Genomic DNA, 19,573 nt, shown 5'->3' with positions numbered 1-19,573 from the left:
TTCGCCTTCTTCTTCGTCGCCTTCTTCGCTTTCTTAGCCATAGTATCCTCTTAGGGGTTAATGGTGGAACGCGACACGAGGGATGCTCGGCGGAGGGCCAGCCTCGCAACATCCTCAGCAACAAACTCAGCAGATTCGGAGCCGGCTGCCCCGCGCTGTCATATCTCCGTCATCGCGTTATCCACAGCTCAGATGCATTTTCGGGTGATTTCTGGCCGCGAATCCGCTCCGCGGGCGCCCCACGCGCAGCCAACCCGCCCGCACGAAGTGTTGCTTAACGATGCGCAAACCGTTCGCGGGATTCATCAATCCAAAACCAACCCCCGAGTTTGCGCGTTTGCGGTGAGACTCCATTAAGCGCGCCGGGCGCATGGTCCTCCGCAAGGATACGGGGGCGGTGATGGACGGAGTTTTGCCATACGGAGAGGGCGGGCTGCTGCGCGTCCTGCGCTCGTCATGCTAAGCGTGCCGACACTTTGGACTGTGTTCATCGCGAACTTTCTCGCGCTCGGGCTGATCTGGGCCTATGTCGCGCGTTCCTATCCGAAGTTCGTGGCGGCGCGGTTCTGGATGGGATCCGCTTTCGTCGGCTCGGCCGGCGCGATGACCGCGCTGCTGCGCATGTTCATCGACTCTGCCGTGCCAACCGTGGTCGGCGCCGCCGGCATCATCGCGGCCTGCTGCCTCGCCGCCATGGGCATCCAGCGCTTCCACGACCGGCCGGTGTCGTGGCGTCTGATGGCGGCAACGACGATGCTGAGCCTCGGGGGCATCGTTGTGTTCCTGTTCGTCGTCGATCACATGCTGCTGCGCATGGCGAGCTATACGTTCGGCCAGGCCGTGCCGCTGATGCTGGCGTTGCCTCTGCTGCTGTCGCCGCCCCAAGATCGCGCCAGCCCCGGGGCGCGGCTGTCCGCCATCGTCATTATCGCCGTCATCGGGATGTTCGCGGTGCGAACGGCCGGCAACCTCTTCGGCTACGATTTCTCGGCGCAGGGCCAGGGTCAGGTCCATGGCTTCCTGGTTCTGGTGCTGCTGTTCCTGTCGATGACGCTCAATTTCGGTTTCCTGCTGATGGCGATCGATCGCTTGCGCAACGAGGTCGCAGACCTCGCGCTGCTCGACGATCTCACCGGCGTCGCCAACCGGCGGCACCTGCTGCAGCGCCTGACCGAGGAATGTGCCCGCTCGGAGCGCTCCGGTGCGCCGTTTGCGCTCATGCTGATCGATCTCGACGGCTTCAAGACCATCAACGATACCCACGGCCATGCCGCCGGCGATGCCTGCCTGAAGCACTTCACCCTGATGGCGCAGACGCGCCTCCGGCCCGGCGACATGCTCGCCCGCACCGGCGGCGACGAGTTCTGCGTCGTGCTGCCGTCCTCGTCCTTGCGCGAGGCCGCCGCGATCGCCCGCCGCGTGCTCGAGGTCTGCCGTCGGGATGCCGAGGCCTGTACCGGCAGCGAGATCCCGATCGCGATCTCGATCGGCGTCGCGGAGTGGGATCGCGGCATCGGCCAATTCCCGGACCGCCTGATGGCCAATGCCGACCACGCGCTCTATGCCGCCAAGAAGAACGGCAAGAACGACTTTGCCGTCTACGATCCGGCTCCGCCGCTCTCGCCCGAACCGATCGGCGCGGACCAAAGCCGGCGCACATTCGCGTAAAGCCGTGCTACATCGGGGACCGTGATGGATCCCGCATGATGATTGCTCGCCTGCTCGCGGCCGTTCTGGCCGCTCTTTTTCTGATTGCCACCGCCGCTGCTGCCGCTGCCCAGGACGCCGAGCTCGCAAAGCTCGCGCGCGCCTCCGGAACGCCCGACATCCCCGGCTTGAAGATCGTCTGGCTGGCGCCATGGGGCGACGTCCGCAACGCAAGACCCTGGCGCAACATCATCGTGCACCAGACCGAGGGACCTGCGGGCTCGGCGCGCGGCGGCGCGCAAGCGCAGGCGAAGAACCCGACGCGGCGCGGCGTCACGGTCTGGGTCGAGACCGACGGCACGGTCTATTGGGCGGTGGCCGAGAACCTGGTGCCGACCCACGGCGACGGCGCCAACCGCAACGACAACAAGTACATCGACAACAGGCCGACCTACCGCCAGGTGGTGCGCGACAATTCGATCGGCGTCGAGTTCGCCGGCAACTATCCCGACGTGACGACGGGCCCGACCGATGCACAGGTCGCGGCGTGGCAGATCCTCGTGAAGGTGCTGCGCGCGCGCTACGACATCCCGCTCGAGCGCGTCTATGCGCACAACTGGATCGACTACAAGGACGCGCGCTATTGCGAAGGCTGCACGCTCGCGACGCTGGCAAGGGAATGGGGGGAGTAGGCCTCAGTTGTCATTGACGGGAGCAGCGGCACCGCTCCGGTCAAGCTTGGGCACGACGCCGAAGCTTGGCGTTGCGCTTTGAGGTCCATCACTCGAGCTGGCCTCAAGCATGCAACAAAAAAGCCGGCGTTGCCGCCGGCTTTTCGTCTCGATCGATCCGCCAATTTCTCTCCGCGGCGAAGCCCCGCTTAGTGCGCGGCTTCCAGCGCGGCCTGTTCCTGCCTTGCGATCGTGCCCTTGACCGCGGACTGCACCTTCTCAAAGGCGCGGACCTCGATCTGGCGGACGCGCTCGCGCGACACGCCGAACTCGGCAGCGAGGTCTTCCAGCGTCATCGGCTCATCAGCGAGGCGGCGGGCCTCGAAGATGCGGCGTTCGCGCGGGTTGAGCACGCCCATCGCGCCGTTCAGCGCTTCACGGCGTTCGTCATATTCCTCGTGCTCGGCCAGCATGGCCTCCTGGTTGGGCGTATTGTCGACCAGCCAGTCCTGCCATTCGCCGGCTTCGCCGTCGTCGCGGATCGGCGCGTTGAGCGACGCATCGCCGCCGAGGCGGCGGTTCATGTCGATCACGTCCTGATCGGTGACGCCGAGGCGCTTGGCAATCAACTTCACCTGGTCGGGGCGCAGATCGCCCTCGTCCAGCGCGTTGATCTTGCTCTTCGCCTTGCGCAGGTTGAAGAACAGCTTCTTCTGGTTCGCGGTGGTGCCCATCTTCACGAGCGACCAGGAACGCAGGATGTACTCTTGAATCGACGCCTTGATCCACCACATGGCGTAGGTGGCGAGACGGAACCCCTTCTCGGGTTCGAAACGCTTCACCGCCTGCATCAGGCCGACATTGCCCTCCGAGACGACCTCGGAGATCGGCAGGCCGTAGCCGCGATAGCCCATGGCGATCTTGGCCACGAGGCGGAGGTGGCTGGTGACGAGTTGGTGCGCCGCGTCGCGATCGTCATGCTCGCGCCAACGCTTGGCGAGCATGTATTCCTGCTGGGGTTCCAGCATCGGGAATTTGCGGATCTCGGCGAGGTAGCGAGAAAGGCCGGATTCTCCATTGAGGACCGGCAAAGCAGCGGTACGGGCCATAGTGCGCCCTCCAAAAGGTTCAGGCCCCCGATAGCGGCGGGCCAGGCAGACGACCGCTGTGTTAAAGCCGGCCGTAGCTGCGATGTTCCGCGTTGGTCATTTCAACGCAGACGCAATATACCCCATCGGGGGTCGAAAAGGGAAGGATTGCTGACGTCACGTCCCCGTGTGGCAGCTATAACTTTTTGTAATGTAAAGCATTTCTGAAGGGGCCTGCGTCATAGCGCCGCTTTGAGCGCGCGTTCCAGGAGAAGCAAATCCTTCGGCAGAGGTGCCTCCCAGTGCAGAAGTTCTCCCGTCCTCGGGTGCTCCAATACCAGCAGGTAGGCATGCAAGGCCTGCCGCCCCAGCGCCGCCAAAGCGGCCTGCGCCTCGGGGCCGAGCTGGTTCGCCTTGGTCTTGAAATGCGGGCCATAGACAGCGTCGCCCAGCAGCGGGTGGCCGATATGGGCGAGGTGGACGCGGATCTGATGGGTGCGGCCGGTCTCGAGCTCGCAGGCGAGCAGGGCGGCCACCGGATTCCCGTCGCGCCCGGCAAAGCTCTCCAGGATCTCCCAATGCGTCACCGCCGCGCGGCCGCCCTGGCGCACCGCCATCTTCTCGCGCGCATGCGGGTGGCGGTCGATCGGCGCATCGACGGTGCCGCGGTGCCGGCCGGGCACGCCCCAGGCAAAAGCCATGTAGCCGCGCCGCATCGCGCCGGTGCGGCCGTGGTCGGCGAATTGCGCCGTCAGCGAGGCATGGGCGAGGTCGTTCTTGGCGACCACCATCAGCCCCGTCGTGTCCTTGTCGAGCCGGTGCACGATGCCGGGCCGGCGCACCCCGCCGATGCCCGACAGCGAGGCGCCGCAATGGGCGATCAGCGCGTTGACCAGGGTGCCGGTCTCGTGGCCGGCCGCGGGGTGCACGACCAGGCCCTTGGGCTTGTTGATGACGACGATGTCGTCGTCCTCGAACACGATATCGAGGGCGATATCCTCCCCCTTGGGCTCCGGCGGAGCCGCCTCCGGCACGTCGATTATGATCGTATCACCGGATGCGACGTGATAAGCGGGGTCGCGGACCGCGGAGGCCTTCAGGTGCACCGCGCCCGCCAGGATCAGGGCTTTCAGCCTCGATCGCGATAGCTCCGGCAGGCGCGCCGCCAGCACGCGGTCGAGCCGGGTCGAGCCCTCGTCGCCGGCGACCACGACCTCCAACCTTTGCGCAGAGCCGACACTCTTAGGGCCAAGACTTTCCATGACGACGTCTGATACCGCTGTTCCCGAACCGACCCCCGAGCAGGCCGCGCTGTTCGCGCGGGTGCGGCGGATGATGCTGATCGCGGGGTTGACCACGGCGCTGGCGATCTGCGCCGTTCTGATCGCGGTGGGCTACCGCCTTTTCAAGTCGGAGGGAAGGGCGCCCGAGGCGGTGGGCGATGTCACCGCCACCCTGCCGAAGGGCGCCAGGATCGTCTCGACCGGGGTTGCCGGCGACCGCCTCGTGGTCACGCTGGACGTCGGCGGCGTCACCGAGATCCGCACCTTCGACGCGCACACGTTGAGGCCGGCCGGAAAGCTGAAATTTGCCAATGAGCCGTAAAAGGCCGGTCGGGGTCCTTGCGGCGGACAAATTTCGAGGCTATTTGCTTGCCCTCACGCTCCCTTCGTCTAGCGGTTAGGACGCGGCCCTCTCAAGGCTGAAACAGGGGTTCGATTCCCCTAGGGAGCGCCAACAAAATCAATGACTTACGACGTTTGTTGGCGTGCACTAGCGTGCCTTCTTCAAGTTTTCTTCAACGCGATTTGTCAGTGCTACGCCTGTTCTCAGCCACCGAATGGTACAGAACGCGACGTTCTACGTTCGGTCGTTGAAGGCCTGGTGCTTTCCTTCATCTCCAAGCCATAGCCTACGACCGAGCCGCTGAGACCGACAATCCCGGTTGAGCGCGTAAGCTTGCGCGGTTGGGTGTGTCTGCTGTCGTCTCCAATGCCTGGCCGATATGGCGCGGTCTGCAGATGCGACGGAAGTGATGGATCGAATGAGAAGCTGGTTAGATTTCCAAGACACGTCGTTGGGCGAGAATGAGGTTTCTCTCGGAGCGGTATTTAACGAGGTTTGCGAGCTAATCACGGAGCATGAGCCCAAGTGGACTCGCGAGTGGAAAATCGCGCTGGACGACGCTCTCGAGAAGCTACTTGCTGCACCTCTGGACAGAGAGACCGTCGAAGGCTGGCATGTCCAGCAGAAGGCGACCCTTTTCCTTAGACTTGAGATCGAAATTGGGCGGTTGCAAGTCTATGTCCGAGATCCCATCACCAAAGATGTTTCGCGTTTGCGTTCTGAAGATTGGACGAGCTTCTCGCCAAAGGAATACATACCCGTTGGTGGCAGCGACAACTTTATCTTGGACGGCAATTATGGAGTAGTCGGAGCGGACGGCACGCGATTTCACGCGCAACTCGCCTCCGCATTCGTCTACCGCCAAGAGATAAAAATACTCATCAATAAGCGACTTATCAGGTCACACAACGACGCGCCTCAGGGGGCCTTAGTTAGGCAGGCGCTCGATGCACTTTGGAACGGGGATGTTCCTTCGGGCGTCGCTATGGCTGCGAAAACGCGCAATTTTGTGATTCAGGAATGGGTTCAGAAAAATCACAACGTCACTCCATCAATTGCAACCATAAAACGGGAATTGAGGGACGTGCGGCTCGAACGTCAAAAGCCGAAGTCTCACCGATGACCACAGTCGGGCTCTTTGGGGCTCGACATTTCTTCAGGGAATGGTCGCCGCGTCTTGATGCCCGAACACGGGTGTCGTGCGGTTCGATTCTTAGCGTCGACGCTGAACGAGATTCGGAAGCCAAAGGCTAGCGCTGCATTTGGCAGCGCAAACCGCCGTGAGAGCGGTTGCAGCGATAGCTTTCATGGAAGCGATGAGCCCAGTTGAGCCGTACTTCAAATTGAGACGTGCTTCATCGCGATCTAGATGAATTGCGTTGGCGGTCGCCAACGCGGTCTCCGGAACGTCTCCGGACTAGAGAGGCTTATTATGAAAATGACTTACAGCGTCGCCGAAGCGTGCCAACTCCTCAGCGTCGGGCGAACAACCCTGTACCACGCGATAAAAAGCGGCGAGTTACAAGTAGCTAAAATCGGGCGTCGAACCGTAATCCGAGCGGACCTTCTACGCGCTTTCGTTGATGGTCTGCCAAGTAAGGATGGCTCGGCGTCCTCGGGGAAATGATCGCCAAGTTCAACAGTTGGAGAGCCACCCATTGAACCAGTATGGGCCTCGCCGAGGAGCAATCGGTCAGACAGCACGTATCCGATCGTCGTCGTGCTTCTGGCAGCCGAGAGAAAGTGGACGTGCTCAGCTGCCGCCTTGTGTCCTCACCTACGTGGGTGTCAACCGCCAACTGTCGCGATCCTACGTAACCATAGAAATTGACCTACCATCAGTTTGGAACAACGAATGAAGAAGTCAGAACAAAACGAACTAGTCGAAGCCGTTTTGAAGGAGCTTGAGCGCTGCGGACTCAGCATCAAGAAATCTAGCAAGGGACATCGTGCTTTGCTCCGCAGCTCGCTGCAGACAGCTCAACGGATCATCGTGGATCTCTCGAGCAATGAGACGCTGCAGGCGCAATTCGTCCACGCAGTGAAGAAGGCCAAGAAGGGGCGTAAAAATCCAACGACCTTCAATTGGCATCTAGAAGTTGTGGCAATGGCTACGGGGGCTTCATCGGGCAAGACCAGGAAATTGGCGTCGAAGCGGGCTGGAGTCCTTGAATATCTTCGTGAACTTGGCGTGGCTGTAGACGAGACCGCCGCTACCGTCGAGAAAGAGGGACTGGAGAAGCTTTACTCCGCATGGTGTAAAAGGAAAAAGGAGGCAGAAGCGCTGGCTGACGCCAGCAACGGCCATCACGAACCCCCGCAGAAAACCCCTAAAGGTGAGAAGACCCGCAACGACAAGGAAGTCATTCTGCCTATTTGGATGAAGACCTCCGAACGCGAGCAACTCTTCGACCAGAAATTAGGTGCCATGCTCACCGTATTGGTCTCGCGGGTAAGCGACGATGAAGGTGCCTTTAAGGTAAAACGCGTCATGGTCGCGGAGCGCCTCGCCGAGTCGAGCGACGATTGGGTCGATTGACGCAACGATACTTGCTTCAGCAGTCAGGAAAAATGCTCCCCGGGGCTTGAGCCCCGGGGAGCATTCGTTTGGGCGCTCTCATTGTGTTGCGTCTCTTTAAGAGACCGTGCGAGGGGCTCTTCGTCCGGTCCGACCGGCCATTTGTGATCCTGTAAACACTAGTTTCAGAGCACATAGCCGACGCGCTCAGTGGTTGCCCCGATGCGCGGTACTGCAAAGTGGAGAATTCAGCCTCTCCATATGGATTTGCTTGGTTCTGAATTCACTCAAAAACCAGCTAGATCAGGATCACACATGACCACTTATCGCCAACTCTCGGAATCTCAGCGCCGGGAAGACCTTGTTGAAGCCTATTCGCACCACATCACTGAGCTGATGGATGAAGGGCGACGAGCTTACTACCTGAATTTCATGTTCAACCAGTTGCCGGGATCACGTGAGACACAGACGCGGATCATGGAGCAGGAGGTGGAGCGAGTACATTCAATCCTCATGCACCACATTGTCCGAAGGCCAAACGCGGAGCGCTTTGCGCATCTTCGGCCGCTCTTTTTCGGTTGCCCCGACCTCCCAGTCTTCAAATGGAATCGGGACAAGGTTGGCCAGTCCGTGACGGCAAACGATGGACTGCACTTCAACGTGGTTGCTCTTGTGCCGCCGCGGACCGATCCGGTCCTTCCGGTTGAATTTCAGTATTGGCTTCGGGGACCGCTGTCGCGCTTGACGGTGCCGTTGGATCAGCATTTTCAGGAGAATGGCCGAAAGTATTTGAACCGTCGGTTGGTGCGGATCGATGTTACCCCAATCACAGAAGGTACTATGACCGACTACACCTTCAAGACGTTCAAGCACGGCCGCATAGACGAGGACTCCATTCTCGTTCTGAAGTAGCTCAGCTTCCACGCGGGGGCTCAGATAGCCGGTCGTTCTGAATGCCGGACGAAGTAGCGAGTGTCGCGGCAGGGGGCTGTGCATCTCAGGGCTTGTAAATGGATCCTACAGATCGCCGGACGCGGGGAGAGCCTTTCGTTCCTGATCGCGCAATTATGAGAGCCCCGTCCGAAATGGTGGGGCTTTCTTCGATGCATGGCCGCGACACCAGATCATGCCGGACGGCATTCGCGATCTTGTAAATGCCCGTTGTGAGTGCAGCCGCGATGCTGCAGAGAACCAACGGAGAAATGATCATGAGTTACGACGGCATCCTCACCGCACTAAATACGCTTACCGACACCGAGCTACGAGAAAATGCTGGCAAATGCAGTCCACAGCTGTTCCAGGAGCTTACCCAGGCTATCGCAGCCTGCGAAAGAAGTCCGTTGCTGCCCTATGAGGTCGAAGAATTGTTCGATGTCATCGTAGAGGGCGGGAGTTTGAGGTTCCAGGCCCGAAAGATAAAGGACGACTTGCCATTCATTTTGCGGACGAGTTCGGCAGAAGGATTAGCCGAGCTAACGGCAAGGCTATGGGAATGCGCCGGCCTCGCCCGAAAGGTGGCGGAGCTGCGGTCGGACTTGGCGCTTGCGGTGCGTCGCATCACTGAGCTCGATAAGGGGCTCATAAAGCTGGCGGGCCACGTTGAGGATATGGCAGCGGAAGCGGATACAGCTGAACTGGGCGCGTCGGTTGAGCCGAGTTGCTAAAGATTTTTAGAATGGAAGGCGCGGGCTCCACATTTCAGTGGGGCCCGTTTTCTTTTGCCCGCGCGCCGAGAGCACTGAGCGCCTCGACCGCATTGCCGAACTAGCGGACTAATTGGCAGCTCGGAGTGGGCATGTCCTCCGAAGAGATGTCGTTCGTTTTGCGGGTTGGACGTGTGCTCGCGGCAGGTGGCGAACTTGTAAAGGATTCCACCGAGACCGTCGTCTCGGGCAGAGCGATGCTCTGAACGTTGGAGATTTGTGATGGGTGAAGACTCTAAAATAGAATGGTGCGACCATACATTCAATCCGTGGATCGGCTGCCAAAAAGTATCGCCGGGCTGTGACAATTGCTATGCCGAAGCAATGATGGATCACCGCTACAAGAAGGTGCGATGGGGCGCGCACGGCGAGCGCAAACGAACGTCAGAACAAAATTGGAAAAAGCCTATCCAGTGGAACGCGCAAGCCCGCACCTTTAAAAAGGCAAATGGCCGTAGACCGCGGGTATTTTGCGCTTCGCTCGCTGACGTCTTTGACAATCAGGTTGATGCTTCGTGGCGCAAAGACTTGTTCGCTTTAATCCGCAAGTGCGATGCATTAGATTGGCTGGTGCTTACGAAGAGGCCAGAAAATATAGAAAAAATGCTGCCTTCCAATTGGCGTGATGGGTATTCCAACGTGTGGCTCGGAACAACGGCCGAAGATCAGACACGGTTTGATTTCCGGTGGAAGCGCTTAAAGAAAGTGCCTGCGGTCGTGCGCTTCATATCTTACGAACCCGCTCTTGGGCCCGTGCGGCTGCCTACCAACGGGCTCTTGCCGGATTGGCTGATATCTGGGGGAGAAAGCGGTGCGGGGGCCCGTTCAATGAGGCCGCATTGGGTTCGCGACATTATCGCCGATTGCCGCCGCACTGGTGTTGCACCATTTCATAAGCAATGGGGATGTTACGAAAGCAACCCGCTTGTGGTGGAGAAGGGTATGACAGTTCGTGAAGCACGCGCAGTCGATACAGAGGGGAAGGGTGGCGGGTTGGTCGATGGTAAACTCGTTCGTGAATTCCCACGCCGGAACTAACTGTCCTTTGAAGCTCTGCCTTCGATCGGCGGCTTAGGCTAAAAAGCGGATTCCGCTGTGGCGTTTTCAGTGCGGGCGATGGCGCTTTGAGATCGGGGACGACGACAAAAGACAGCCCGTTCCGATACTAGGAGCGGGCAGTCTAGCCGCCGCGCTATTAGTCCAAGCCGTAACGCTCGCAGCTTGGGGCAATCTGGGGGCATTGCCAAGGAGCGGACGACTTACATTTCAGCGAGCTGTCAACGATCAGACCCGTTGTGGTCGCTCGTACGCCTATTGCTAATACTTGTCACAGCATTAGCAATCGGTTGTAGCTGTTGGGGCGCTTCGAAATCAGATTTTCTGCCAATTGTCGGTCGAAAAAAACTCAATGCACGGTCGTCGAAACAGCAGCGGCGATTCTGGTTTTCTTATCAATTCCAGCAGTGCATGTGGCTTCCAAGATCTGTCTGTAGAGATCGTATCCAATTCTCGGGATCAATAACTTGACTACCTTCCCAGTGCCGAGCACGTAGCCCAGCGGCAGTTTTCTGGCCAGCGCACTCACCTCGGGGGGCTGTCGGATCATGATACGGCAGCCCACGTCCATAGCCGCGGAGACGATGCTGTCCCTCAGGATTGCGAACCGAGCGCCGCGGGGAGTCCCGTCGCCATCTAGTCTGAGGACATAAAGCTGGTCGAATTCTGGCGGTTCCGATTTCTGGCCCATTGATGGCTCTTGATGATCTGAGAGAAAGCCGATCGAAATCGCTATTGCACAACGCAAGATCAAGCCCCAGGGGTGGCATGCCCGGTAGACGCTTGGCCCACCGGGCGCGCAAGGAGGAAAGAGACGAGGGATCACCCTTCCACTGAGGCGTACACCACGAATCCGACAATCAAACTGATGATCCAGGCGAGTGCGTAGTAAGGACGTTGCTTCAACCGTTTCGCCCTCAGGAACAGGTAGACCGGCGTAAACAGCACGGCTGTGACGCGGGTGAGCCGTGAGCCATATCCTGCCTGCTTTAACCTGCGATCATCTAGCCAACCGAGGAAACCATTGATGATGACGGGTATCTGAACTGGTAATCCTCTGCTTGGGTGGTAGGGAAACCCCAGCACCAGGGAGCGAGCGGCAGCTTCCTGATTGCTCGCGCTGATTGCTGCGTCGATCACACCGAATATGAGCGGCAAGAGCGCGAGCGTCCAGACGTAGCCGTTGCCAATTTGCTGCGCCGAAATCGGCGGTGGATCCGCGGCAACGAGCTCGGCGAGGTCGCTCTCGCGCAGGCTCTTCCATTCGGGCATGCCCTTGCGCCAGACTTGGCAGTCAGGCTCGATCTGCTTCTTATCCAGCAACGCCTTGATGGTTGCGGGGTCGGTTGGGCCCTGCCGGCTGCCGTTTGCGACATAGTACCATTGGGGCGCGTCCAGCTTGCTCGTTTTATCAGCGTCAGGAAGCGGGGGTGGTGCACCGAGGTCTTCGTTCATCTTGTTTCCTCATAAAAGGCGGTCGGTTCTGGGGCTGCTAGTATTCGTCAGCACGCATGATGGTGATCACGCGCTCTGTGACCGCTGGGTCTGCTGGGTTCGGCGAATGGAATTTGAGGGACTTGTCGAAGTAATCGATTTTGAACGCGACCTGCGTGCCCTCGAATTCAAAGACGCCGAAGTCGTGCTCCTCGTGGGGATCGTTGGCGTGATGGAAGTCGTCGTATAGCGCCACGGTCATGACCAGGCGTTCGACAGCCTCGGCCCCGAATTCGGCGATCCCAGCGGTGATGACCGCGCCACCGCCGAGTAGGTGCTGCCGTAGTTCGTCATTGAGCGCGCGCGTGCGCTCCCGGTCCGTTTGAAGGGACATGGTTGTTTCTCCAGTATCTGTTTGGGTGTCAGCGCTTGAACCGGCTCAGTTGCCGCCAAGCAGCGTGAGGTGTTGTTCGAGCCCGGGCCGTGGTCCGAGCTTGGGAGTAGCTCGCGCGGCTTATTCTGGACCGGGATTCAAGAGTCCGACCTGTGCGACGTGCCGGACGTATGTTCCTTTGTCTGGATAATCGCGGAGGCGGAGGGTTAGAACCTGGTCTTCGCGCTTCAAGACCACGCATGGCCAGTAGCCGTATTCTTCTGGGCTGTCGTCCGGCACCAGCACAACGTGACCGACCTCGATGCCGTCCCAACTTCGTGGCAGTCCCGCAGCCAGAATCCCCTGTTTGTCTTTCGCATTCTCTGCGGCTTTAGATGCCCCCGGCGTGGGTTGGTGAACTTGGCTTTTGTCTCCGGCGGCAGCGAGCGCAGTTTTGAGTTTCTCCAAGAGGTCACGCCGGATCGGTGGCACGAATGCCTTGCCGCTTGCATTAGCCTCCCCACGGGGAGCTTCATGCCGATCTCGGTGACCGCTGCCGAGGCCGGGTGCACAGACGCCAACTTCATTTGTGCCGCGGCGCTAACGACTTTCTCGTTGAACTCCGCAAACCGGGCGCCCCGCGGCTTGCCGTCCTCATCAAGGCCGAAGACAAAGAGCTTGTCTGGCGCGTTGGCCGTTTTCTTCTCTGGCTGTTTTCCCATATTTCACCTCCTCAAAAGCAGACGGGGCCCGATAGGGCCCCGTGGTCTGCGGTTCTAGCGATGTCGTGGCTTGGCCACAGTGGCGGGTTAAGCGCCCGCCGAAGCAAATCAATCACGGAAGTGTCTCCACTATAAATTGCAAAGTCGTTGTTAGACCTTGTACAGCGAGTATAGATGAATCGAGCTGCGACTTCAAGCAAATATGCGCCGCAAGGCCGATCTAAGTAGCTGATTATATGACGATTTCTTGCGATTTTAATGGTGTTCTGCTGCATCTGCGGTACAGATGGCAATAGCCGATTTGGCAGGCTCGACGGTCGTCAATTCTATTACCATTGCAGAGGTTGAGGCCGCTCTGGGAACACAATCTCCAGATGCTATTTTGGACGAACCTCGGAAACCGCTTTGGAAAGACAGGATTCAACGTGCGGGCATCGATGCGGTCGGCCACGGTCCTGATGATCTCAGCGCAGCCGCCCGGACCATAACAAGCGCCATAAGTGTGAGGAATGCCGCAGTCCTGTAGGATTCCCGAACGAACTAGGAAGGCATGAACGAGGGTATCGACAGCTAGCATGGCTTTGCCAGTTTCGTACCAAATCGGCCGCTGTTCGCGCGCGCCGATCAGAAGCGTTGAAAGCGTCATCATGAGTATCTTGTCGGAGACGCCGTAGACGTTGCGAAGAGGACCGATAACGGCTTCCTGCCGCGCGGACTCTAATTCGGCTCGGGTAGCACCCTTCGCGCTTTCCAATTGCCGGTCGATCCAGCCAACCAGGTCACCGTCAGCGAGGTCTCGGACGAAGTAGAATAGGCTGTAGGCCATGGCGTTGAGGCGCCCGTTGCGAAGGTGCGGACGTGGCAGCGGGCACGCATCGATGTGGTCGGGCTCTGCGCAGGTAAAGCTGGTCTTGTCGTATCGGCAGCCCTCGAAATGCCAGTAGCTGCGTAGTTTTGGACAAGAAGGCGCATTCCTCTCGCCCGCTTCTATCGCAAACCAGGATGCCGCGCCGTGCTTGTTGATATAGTCGCGCGCGACGCGGTCCGAGATCCCCTGAAAGCTAAAGGTCGTAACGAGCCAATCAAAAATCGGAGGCGTGTCGGCGAGGGCGACGGCTCGATCTAGACCCGCGTTGCGAACCTCGTCGTCGATCTCGTCGAGGAACGACATGGATCCAGCTACAGCGCAGACGGTCCGGATCAAGCTTTCAGCTCGGCCCAGCGGATCGGAATTTTGCTTGGTAACGACTGATCTTGCGCCGGAGGGGTCCCTCCTTGAGCGCCGACTTGAGAGGTTGGCTGCTAGATCAGGCAAACTAGCCTCCTTTGGGCATCCGAATCCCCGTCGATGTAGCGCTGCGTGGTCTGGATGGATCGGTGGCCAGCCAGCAGTTGAACGTCTCGCAGTGAGCCGCCTGCCTTGTGAACCGAGCGCGCCGCCCGCGTAATGAAAGTTCGACGCCCCGAGTGCGACGAGCATCCCTCGAAGCCGAGTTCATCGTAAGCGCGGCTGAACCAGACCACGATGCTCATCGGTGTCATAGCGCCGCCTCGCTCGGAGCGAATGAGCGGCCCATGTCCCTTGCACAACCGACGCGCCTCGACGAGGGCTTCTCGCAGCTCAGGATGAATTGGAATTGAGCGGCCGCTGCGCTTCTTTGCGATCTCGTCGCGAACTTCAAGCGTGCTGCCGACCTCGCCGCTTGGGTCCAACAACATGGGCCATGTCAATTTGGCGATCTCGGCCGCGCGAAGGCCAGCCTTGACTGAGAGCAAAACGATCAAACGGTTGCGGAGTGGATGTCGAGAGCGCTCGGCGAAAAACAACAGATCGTCGATATGGTCAGTCGAAAGAGTCTTGGCTTGTTTGCCAGGCATTTCACTCAACCAGTTTCTGAGAACAAATATAGAACATTTGGCTGAGCACGCAACAGAAACTTTGCATCGATACGCGCCTCACGCTGCGTGCAACCCGCCGGGTCGTGGACCTCGACGAGCGCTGATGCCTGCTTGCTCTGAGGCTGCTCAGCAGCCTCCTTGTTGCGTTGCCTTGCGTGCGTCGAAACCAGACTTGTCCAGGTCTCGCACCCGCATCCATAGCTAGTTGGGCGGCGTCACTGAACCGTGGTTGAAAGGTGTCGCACGTTGGGCTGGTCTTCTCCACCGGCCTATCAAGCTTCGCGAGAAAACGAACCTGTAAAGGGTCGGCAGTCGAATATCTCACGAAGGAAAAATCATGACTCTCGACCATCTGAAACATATGAACAAAACGCAGCGCGCTGCTGTTGTGCATGGATACAAGTCGGACCCCGCAAAGCCCGGTCGGCCGCTACTGATCATAGCTGGAGCAGGCACTGGAAAAACGGAGACATTGTCGAACCGGGTTGTTCATTTTCTGGCAAGCGGAGTGAGGCCCGACAACATCCTGTTGCTCACGTTCACGCGGAAGGCGGCCCAGGAAATGACCCGTCGCGCGATTGCCACCGCTGGCCGCGTCCTAGGCACGAATGTCGGTGAGATCCCATACTCAGGCACATTCCATGCTGTCGGCGCGCGGCTCGTCCGAGAATTTGCGGAGCAATTGGGCTTGTCCCCCAATTTCACGATCAAGGACCGAGGCGACAGCGCCGACCTGCTCGATATGGTTAGACACAAGCTTGGCTTCTCGACCCTGGACGTGAATTTTCCAGACAAGAACCAATGTCTCGAAATCTACTCATACAAAATCAACGCCTGCGTGCCCCTGAAGGAGGTCTTGAAAACGAAGTATCCGACGAGCAAGAAGTGGACCAGCCAGCTTCGGCAACTTTTCGCTGAGTACCGGGCAGCAAAGCGCAAGCAGAACGTCTTCGACTACGACGACCTGCTGGATTATTGGGTGAAGATGCTGAAAAAGCCCGACATCGCCGCGCCGCTACGAACTCGTTTCAGCCACGTGCTGGTGGACGAATACCAAGACACCAACCGTCTTCAGGCCAAGATCCTCTTCGGTCTCAAACCTGATGGCCGAGGCGTAACCGTTGTCGGCGACGATGCCCAAGCGATCTATTCGTTCAGGGCGGCCACAGTCGAGAACATTCTAGATTTTCCTCAGGTGCTGCCGAAGGTCCGGGTTATCAACCTCGAACAGAACTACCGTTCGACAAATCAGATCCTCAAGGCATGCAATGCGGTCATCAACCTTTCGACGCGTGCATATGCCAAAAATCTCTGGTCCGACCGGCCGAATTTGGGCAAGCCAAGGCTCGCCGTTGTCGAGAACGACTCGGCACAAGCCACTTATATCGCCAACCAAGTTCTCCGCGCAAAGGAGGAGGGCATTCCTTTTCGCGCCCAAGCCGTCTTGATGCGGTCGTCTCACCACAGCCAGCAGCTGGAAATCGAGCTGACGAAGCGCAACATACCGTTCGAGAAATGGGGGGGCGTCAAGTTTCTCGAAGCCGCCCACATCAAGGACGTGCTCAGCTTGTTACGTTGGCTGGAAAATCCGCGTGATGAGGTAGCCGCTATGAGAGCCTTGAAGTTGTTGCCGGGCATCGGCCCGAGCGCGGCCATGAAGGTGATAGAGCGGCTAGAAGGCCGGGTGGGGCGGCTGGTGCTCAGAGATGCCGACCGGCCCCGTGGCTGCGGTGATCATTGGGGGCAATTTGTTCGGTTGATAGGGCGTCTGCAGAAACGGCCCTGGAAGGCGAGCCTGCCGGAGGTGGTGGAATGGTATTTGCCGCTGATGAAGCACGACAATCCCGAGCTTCGTGCGGCAGACCTTGGCCAGCTCTGCATTGTCGCCAACACTTATAGCTCGCGCGAGCAATTTCTTGTGGAGGTTACCCTGGAGCCGCCAGAAGGTACCGTCGGCCCGAACAAGCCGGGCCGGTCGGATGATGATTGCCTAGTCCTCTCGACGATTCACTCTGCCAAAGGCCAGGAATGGGACCACGTTTACCTCTTGAACGCTGTGGATGGTTGCATCCCTTCGTCGAAAGCTAAGACGCCAGCAGAGATCGAAGAAGAGCGTCGTCTCCTATATGTCGCGATGACGAGGGCAAAGAACCGCCTATCGTTGATGGTACCGCAGCGCGTCTTTTCGTGGCGGCAGAACTCTAGCGTCGTCGATCTGTTTACACGGCGTAGTCAATTCATCCCGCGGTCGGCTGAGAAGCTGTTCGTGGTCCGTGCGGCGTCTCGCAAACCACAGACGAGACGAGCGTCGTGAGATCTGAACAGGGCTGATGCGACACGCGCGCGGGCGCGGAGAAGCTAAACTTGTAAAGCATTCCGCCGGGGCCGATGCCGCGGCGGGAGCGTCGCTCTTCGACGCGAGAGAGTAAGACCATGAAGGACGATGAGTTCGATTTCTATCGAAACCTCAGAAACCCCGAAGTGAATCCGAACGAGCATCCCGAAAATTTTCGCCCCGAGACATCGAAGCAAGAGCTTCTGAGAATGTTATGGGCAGCGGATTTTGGATTCAAACCTCACTGGATAATTCATCTACGCGAGTGCCTTGAGGGTATGGAAGCTGCAATGCATGAAGTCCAAGAGTTCAGAAACTACATGAATGACGAGCGAGAGAATGTCGATTTTCGAAAGACCTTGACCCCCAAGATGCGCAAAATGGTGGCGGCGCCGCTTCGGGACTTGCTGCGCTTCAATCGATCATGGAAGAAGTTCGATGCAAAAATTGACGTCAGTCCTTTCTATCGCTTGGCCGAGGATCTTGAAGTCATCGCAGGCCACATGAACAAAGCCAAAGACCGCATTGAGGCGAGGCGGCCCAAGTTGCGGAAAAGGGCGAAGTCGTAAGCCAACATTGAAGGCCGCTACGCCGATCAGCAGGTCAGTGTGGCGGCCTTTCTTGATTTGTACGAGTGAACTGTATCTCAATCTGGCGATCACGAAAGCGCGGACGGAAGGCTCGACAAGCAACGTGGTCTCGCTGTCGGCGCTCGCCATCGGTCGCGTAGTTGGTCTTGTAAATGGTCGAGCAGCCGTACCGAGCTGTGTGATCATGATGAGGACTGCCTATGAAAATCGAAATGGATGCTGCCGTTAAGGTGTATGCCTTTCGTGTACTCGCCGAAATTATGGGACCGGAGTTTGCCAACGAGAGAGCGCGTATGCGGGGACGCGCTCTAATGTCTGTCTTGGAGGGAATGGTGGCTTCCGGCGCGGCCGACCACAAATATGATGAAGGTCGAAAGTTGGACACATTCCTCTCGACCGAAAGGTTGGTCCAGAATTGGAGCTGGGTGTTCTCCGGCGACGAGTTCAGGATAGATCGCTCGGAACGCGACGTTGTCGAAATCAGAGGCAAGCGCACCAAGTATTTTAACAACCGGTGGCTGGCTCAGGATCCAAGCAATCCGATTCCTTCCTGGCCCCACTAGGAGAGGCACTGAGTTGAGGGGCAACGACAGGAGAGGTCGACCACGGACCGTGCGGGAGATGGCCTCGCGCATGGTCCGTATGCGCTCGCCGCAGCAACGAGGGCCGCAGTCGAGGCCGTGACGGCGACTGATAAGGAAAACGGTGACTGATAAGGTAATCAGAATTTCTTTATCAGTGTCGACCGACCCTTTTGGGTGCTTGTCAGTCATTCGGGACCCGGACGCATTTAGCGGCTCCAAAAGTCAAACTTGTAAATGATGCCGTGATGGCAATTCGCGCATCACCGCAATGTATCGGGAGAGAGATTAATGTCGAGAAATGCGAGACTGGCGGATCGAAGGATTATAGCGAGACCTGACCAAAGGAGACGAGATGACATCTGACGACGACGATCAAGACTTTTGGCTGGAAAACGCCGTCGCCGCCGACAGTGTCGGAAAGAGCGAAGTCCAATTGCGCGCCCAGCGCGCCTACGTCTTAGAGGGGCTTGTGACGGCCCTCGAAGCCGATGTTGCCAAAGAGCTGACGGTGCTGAGCGCGATGGATGTCGAAACTATCGATCCCGACCGGCATGTCGAGACGATGACCTCGCCCGCAATCCTTCGGATCGATCCGAGAATGCTTGCTTTGAGAATATCGATGGGCGCCAGGTCGAGCCCGCGGTTGTTTAGGACCGAAAAGATACGATAGGCAGCCTCAAGATCCGGCGTTGAGATCACGACTAGCGAGCAATCGTTGGCCAGAAATTTCCAGAGCGCGTCTCGATCCACATGAGAGAGTGCTTGCGCTTTGCTCATGAGCAGCTTGGCGTTCTCGCGATAACGAAGTCGGCTGTCTTCGAGCTTTTCCGTACTCTCTATCAGTCGTTCGATCCCGCCGGGCTCCTGGATGAATGTGCGAAAAAACGCAGCGTCTTCTTCGCGCGCCAGCAATCGGTACTCGTTCTTCTCGCCATGCTCGCCTTGCCCTTCTTGTAGAGGAAATCCGTTATATCATCGGCTGCTTCGGGCATCGCCGACCGCAAGGCGGCGAACAGCATTGTTAGTGTGCTAAGACGCTGCTGCCCGTCCACCACCGAGGATTTCGGCTCACGATCGTTCTTGATGAGAACTATGCTGCCGAGGAAATACTGGCTGTTTGAAGGGGAGAGCTTCGCCTCCTGTATGGCCGATAGAAGATCCTGGAAAAGCTCTTCAGTTTGCTCCGTGGTCCATGCGTAAGGTCGCTGATAGTCGGGAATCTCGAATTGATAGCTACCCTCAAAAATTTCTCGAATTAGCTTATCGTGCGTCTCTAGAGTTTTCGCCATTAGCCGCCACCAGTTTCCACGGTCCGCCTCAATAATTG

The 19,573-nt window shown here is 58.5% G+C and carries 22 protein-coding genes and 1 tRNA gene; 13 read left to right on the top strand and 10 right to left on the bottom strand.

Translation table 11 applies throughout. The annotated features are described in order from the left end of the window. Window positions 1–456 precede the first annotated feature (456 nt). Both XH87_RS24255 and XH87_RS24250 read left to right on the top strand, forming a co-directional pair. Window positions 457–1,668, top strand: coding sequence for a GGDEF domain-containing protein (locus XH87_RS24255; protein ID WP_271589204.1), 1,212 nt, complete (start codon window positions 457–459; stop codon window positions 1,666–1,668). A gap of 35 nt (window positions 1,669–1,703) precedes the next feature. Next, window positions 1,704–2,339: a peptidoglycan recognition protein family protein gene (locus XH87_RS24250; protein WP_271589203.1), complete on the top strand. Its 636-nt coding sequence runs from the start codon at window positions 1,704–1,706 to the stop codon at window positions 2,337–2,339. Window positions 2,340–2,527: 188 nt separating this feature from the next. Here the strand turns inward: XH87_RS24250 and rpoH are convergent, their stop codons facing one another. Both rpoH and XH87_RS24240 read right to left on the bottom strand, forming a co-directional pair. Further along, complete coding sequence (rpoH, locus tag XH87_RS24245) at window positions 2,528–3,427, bottom strand: RNA polymerase sigma factor RpoH (RefSeq protein ID WP_035714587.1); 900 nt, start codon at window positions 3,425–3,427, stop codon at window positions 2,528–2,530. Window positions 3,428–3,645: 218 nt separating this feature from the next. Further along, window positions 3,646–4,668: an RluA family pseudouridine synthase gene (locus XH87_RS24240; RefSeq protein ID WP_271589202.1), complete on the bottom strand. Its 1,023-nt coding sequence runs from the start codon at window positions 4,666–4,668 to the stop codon at window positions 3,646–3,648. Between XH87_RS24240 and XH87_RS24235 the strand changes: the two genes are divergently transcribed. From XH87_RS24235 to XH87_RS24200, 8 genes are all read left to right on the top strand, one after another. Further along, on the top strand, window positions 4,667–5,011 hold the full coding sequence (locus tag XH87_RS24235) for a hypothetical protein (RefSeq protein ID WP_158671548.1): 345 nt from the start codon (window positions 4,667–4,669) through the stop codon (window positions 5,009–5,011). The genes XH87_RS24240 and XH87_RS24235 overlap by 2 nt on opposite strands. Before the next feature lie 57 nt (window positions 5,012–5,068). Beyond that, window positions 5,069–5,143: transfer RNA gene (locus XH87_RS24230), tRNA-Glu, on the top strand. Between the two features lie 307 nt (window positions 5,144–5,450). Then, a complete protein-coding gene (locus XH87_RS24225; RefSeq protein WP_271589201.1) occupies window positions 5,451–6,155 on the top strand; it encodes a hypothetical protein in 705 nt (234 codons plus the stop codon). A 246-nt stretch (window positions 6,156–6,401) separates the two neighbouring features. Further along, window positions 6,402–6,659, top strand: coding sequence for a helix-turn-helix domain-containing protein (locus tag XH87_RS24220; protein WP_333909194.1), 258 nt, complete (start codon window positions 6,402–6,404; stop codon window positions 6,657–6,659). 228 nt (window positions 6,660–6,887) lie between these two features. Beyond that, the gene (locus tag XH87_RS24215) at window positions 6,888–7,571 is read left to right on the top strand and encodes a hypothetical protein (protein ID WP_271589200.1); all 684 of its coding nucleotides are present in this window, start codon (window positions 6,888–6,890) and stop codon (window positions 7,569–7,571) included. A 294-nt stretch (window positions 7,572–7,865) separates the two neighbouring features. After that, window positions 7,866–8,462, top strand: a complete 597-nt coding sequence (locus XH87_RS24210) for a hypothetical protein (RefSeq protein WP_271589199.1) — start codon at window positions 7,866–7,868, stop codon at window positions 8,460–8,462. A gap of 296 nt (window positions 8,463–8,758) precedes the next feature. Then, window positions 8,759–9,214 (top strand): hypothetical protein, encoded by a 456-nt coding sequence (locus tag XH87_RS24205; RefSeq protein ID WP_271589198.1) that lies wholly within the window; start codon window positions 8,759–8,761, stop codon window positions 9,212–9,214. Window positions 9,215–9,475: 261 nt separating this feature from the next. Continuing rightward, window positions 9,476–10,291: a DUF5131 family protein gene (locus XH87_RS24200; protein WP_271589197.1), complete on the top strand. Its 816-nt coding sequence runs from the start codon at window positions 9,476–9,478 to the stop codon at window positions 10,289–10,291. 367 nt (window positions 10,292–10,658) lie between these two features. Here the strand turns inward: XH87_RS24200 and XH87_RS24195 are convergent, their stop codons facing one another. From XH87_RS24195 to XH87_RS24170, 6 genes are all read right to left on the bottom strand, one after another. Next, window positions 10,659–11,000 (bottom strand): hypothetical protein, encoded by a 342-nt coding sequence (locus XH87_RS24195; protein WP_271589196.1) that lies wholly within the window; start codon window positions 10,998–11,000, stop codon window positions 10,659–10,661. Window positions 11,001–11,131: 131 nt separating this feature from the next. After that, the gene (locus XH87_RS24190; protein WP_271589195.1) at window positions 11,132–11,764 is read right to left on the bottom strand and encodes a DUF4339 domain-containing protein; all 633 of its coding nucleotides are present in this window, start codon (window positions 11,762–11,764) and stop codon (window positions 11,132–11,134) included. A 37-nt stretch (window positions 11,765–11,801) separates the two neighbouring features. Then, on the bottom strand, window positions 11,802–12,137 hold the full coding sequence (locus XH87_RS24185) for a DUF3768 domain-containing protein (protein ID WP_271589194.1): 336 nt from the start codon (window positions 12,135–12,137) through the stop codon (window positions 11,802–11,804). 120 nt (window positions 12,138–12,257) lie between these two features. Continuing rightward, window positions 12,258–12,584, bottom strand: a complete 327-nt coding sequence (locus XH87_RS24180; protein WP_271589193.1) for a hypothetical protein — start codon at window positions 12,582–12,584, stop codon at window positions 12,258–12,260. A 486-nt stretch (window positions 12,585–13,070) separates the two neighbouring features. After that, on the bottom strand, window positions 13,071–14,009 hold the full coding sequence (locus XH87_RS24175) for a hypothetical protein (RefSeq protein WP_271589192.1): 939 nt from the start codon (window positions 14,007–14,009) through the stop codon (window positions 13,071–13,073). 131 nt (window positions 14,010–14,140) lie between these two features. Next, window positions 14,141–14,716, bottom strand: a complete 576-nt coding sequence (locus tag XH87_RS24170; RefSeq protein ID WP_271589740.1) for a tyrosine-type recombinase/integrase — start codon at window positions 14,714–14,716, stop codon at window positions 14,141–14,143. A 358-nt stretch (window positions 14,717–15,074) separates the two neighbouring features. Here XH87_RS24170 and XH87_RS24165 point away from each other — a divergent pair, with 358 nt between their 5' ends. From XH87_RS24165 to XH87_RS24155, 3 genes are all read left to right on the top strand, one after another. After that, window positions 15,075–17,051, top strand: coding sequence for an ATP-dependent helicase (locus XH87_RS24165; RefSeq protein ID WP_271589191.1), 1,977 nt, complete (start codon window positions 15,075–15,077; stop codon window positions 17,049–17,051). 119 nt (window positions 17,052–17,170) lie between these two features. Continuing rightward, the gene (locus XH87_RS24160) at window positions 17,171–17,641 is read left to right on the top strand and encodes a hypothetical protein (protein WP_271589190.1); all 471 of its coding nucleotides are present in this window, start codon (window positions 17,171–17,173) and stop codon (window positions 17,639–17,641) included. Window positions 17,642–17,862: 221 nt separating this feature from the next. Next, window positions 17,863–18,225: a hypothetical protein gene (locus XH87_RS24155; RefSeq protein ID WP_271589189.1), complete on the top strand. Its 363-nt coding sequence runs from the start codon at window positions 17,863–17,865 to the stop codon at window positions 18,223–18,225. Between the two features lie 471 nt (window positions 18,226–18,696). On the opposite strand, the gene XH87_RS24150 is transcribed toward XH87_RS24155, so the two are convergent. Continuing rightward, the gene (locus tag XH87_RS24150; protein WP_271589188.1) at window positions 18,697–19,158 is read right to left on the bottom strand and encodes a DUF262 domain-containing protein; all 462 of its coding nucleotides are present in this window, start codon (window positions 19,156–19,158) and stop codon (window positions 18,697–18,699) included. Further along, a complete protein-coding gene (locus XH87_RS24145; protein WP_271589187.1) occupies window positions 19,086–19,535 on the bottom strand; it encodes a DUF262 domain-containing protein in 450 nt (149 codons plus the stop codon). The genes XH87_RS24150 and XH87_RS24145 overlap by 73 nt, the downstream gene beginning before the upstream one ends. Between the last annotated feature and the right edge of the window lie 38 nt (window positions 19,536–19,573).

The organism is Bradyrhizobium sp. CCBAU 53415, assembly GCF_028128735.1.
Classification (GTDB): Bacteria; Pseudomonadota; Alphaproteobacteria; order Rhizobiales; family Xanthobacteraceae; genus Bradyrhizobium.
Note: the sequence above shows the minus strand (reverse complement) of the source record. Positions and strands in the feature narration are given on the sequence as shown.

What these genes read in the sequence shown, in the direction of transcription:
- XH87_RS24205 (WP_271589198.1), top strand. Translation starts at nt 8,759, where the DNA reads ATGAGTTACGACGGCATCCTCACCGCACTAAATACGCTTACCGACACC.
- XH87_RS24195 (WP_271589196.1), bottom strand. Translation starts at nt 11,000, where the DNA reads ATGGGCCAGAAATCGGAACCGCCAGAATTCGACCAGCTTTATGTCCTC.
- XH87_RS24170 (WP_271589740.1), bottom strand. Translation starts at nt 14,716, where the DNA reads ATGCCTGGCAAACAAGCCAAGACTCTTTCGACTGACCATATCGACGAT.
- XH87_RS24185 (WP_271589194.1), bottom strand. Translation starts at nt 12,137, where the DNA reads ATGTCCCTTCAAACGGACCGGGAGCGCACGCGCGCGCTCAATGACGAA.
- XH87_RS24160 (WP_271589190.1), top strand. Translation starts at nt 17,171, where the DNA reads ATGAAGGACGATGAGTTCGATTTCTATCGAAACCTCAGAAACCCCGAA.
- XH87_RS24210 (WP_271589199.1), top strand. Translation starts at nt 7,866, where the DNA reads ATGACCACTTATCGCCAACTCTCGGAATCTCAGCGCCGGGAAGACCTT.
- XH87_RS24235 (WP_158671548.1), top strand. Translation starts at nt 4,667, where the DNA reads ATGACGACGTCTGATACCGCTGTTCCCGAACCGACCCCCGAGCAGGCC.
- XH87_RS24215 (WP_271589200.1), top strand. Translation starts at nt 6,888, where the DNA reads ATGAAGAAGTCAGAACAAAACGAACTAGTCGAAGCCGTTTTGAAGGAG.
- XH87_RS24165 (WP_271589191.1), top strand. Translation starts at nt 15,075, where the DNA reads ATGACTCTCGACCATCTGAAACATATGAACAAAACGCAGCGCGCTGCT.
- XH87_RS24190 (WP_271589195.1), bottom strand. Translation starts at nt 11,764, where the DNA reads ATGAACGAAGACCTCGGTGCACCACCCCCGCTTCCTGACGCTGATAAA.
- XH87_RS24145 (WP_271589187.1), bottom strand. Translation starts at nt 19,535, where the DNA reads ATGGCGAAAACTCTAGAGACGCACGATAAGCTAATTCGAGAAATTTTT.
- XH87_RS24225 (WP_271589201.1), top strand. Translation starts at nt 5,451, where the DNA reads ATGAGAAGCTGGTTAGATTTCCAAGACACGTCGTTGGGCGAGAATGAG.
- XH87_RS24250 (WP_271589203.1), top strand. Translation starts at nt 1,704, where the DNA reads ATGATGATTGCTCGCCTGCTCGCGGCCGTTCTGGCCGCTCTTTTTCTG.
- rpoH (WP_035714587.1), bottom strand. Translation starts at nt 3,427, where the DNA reads ATGGCCCGTACCGCTGCTTTGCCGGTCCTCAATGGAGAATCCGGCCTT.
- XH87_RS24240 (WP_271589202.1), bottom strand. Translation starts at nt 4,668, where the DNA reads ATGGAAAGTCTTGGCCCTAAGAGTGTCGGCTCTGCGCAAAGGTTGGAG.
- XH87_RS24220 (WP_333909194.1), top strand. Translation starts at nt 6,402, where the DNA reads ATGAATTGCGTTGGCGGTCGCCAACGCGGTCTCCGGAACGTCTCCGGA.
- XH87_RS24155 (WP_271589189.1), top strand. Translation starts at nt 17,863, where the DNA reads ATGAAAATCGAAATGGATGCTGCCGTTAAGGTGTATGCCTTTCGTGTA.
- XH87_RS24200 (WP_271589197.1), top strand. Translation starts at nt 9,476, where the DNA reads ATGGGTGAAGACTCTAAAATAGAATGGTGCGACCATACATTCAATCCG.
- XH87_RS24255 (WP_271589204.1), top strand. Translation starts at nt 457, where the DNA reads ATGCTAAGCGTGCCGACACTTTGGACTGTGTTCATCGCGAACTTTCTC.
- XH87_RS24175 (WP_271589192.1), bottom strand. Translation starts at nt 14,009, where the DNA reads ATGTCGTTCCTCGACGAGATCGACGACGAGGTTCGCAACGCGGGTCTA.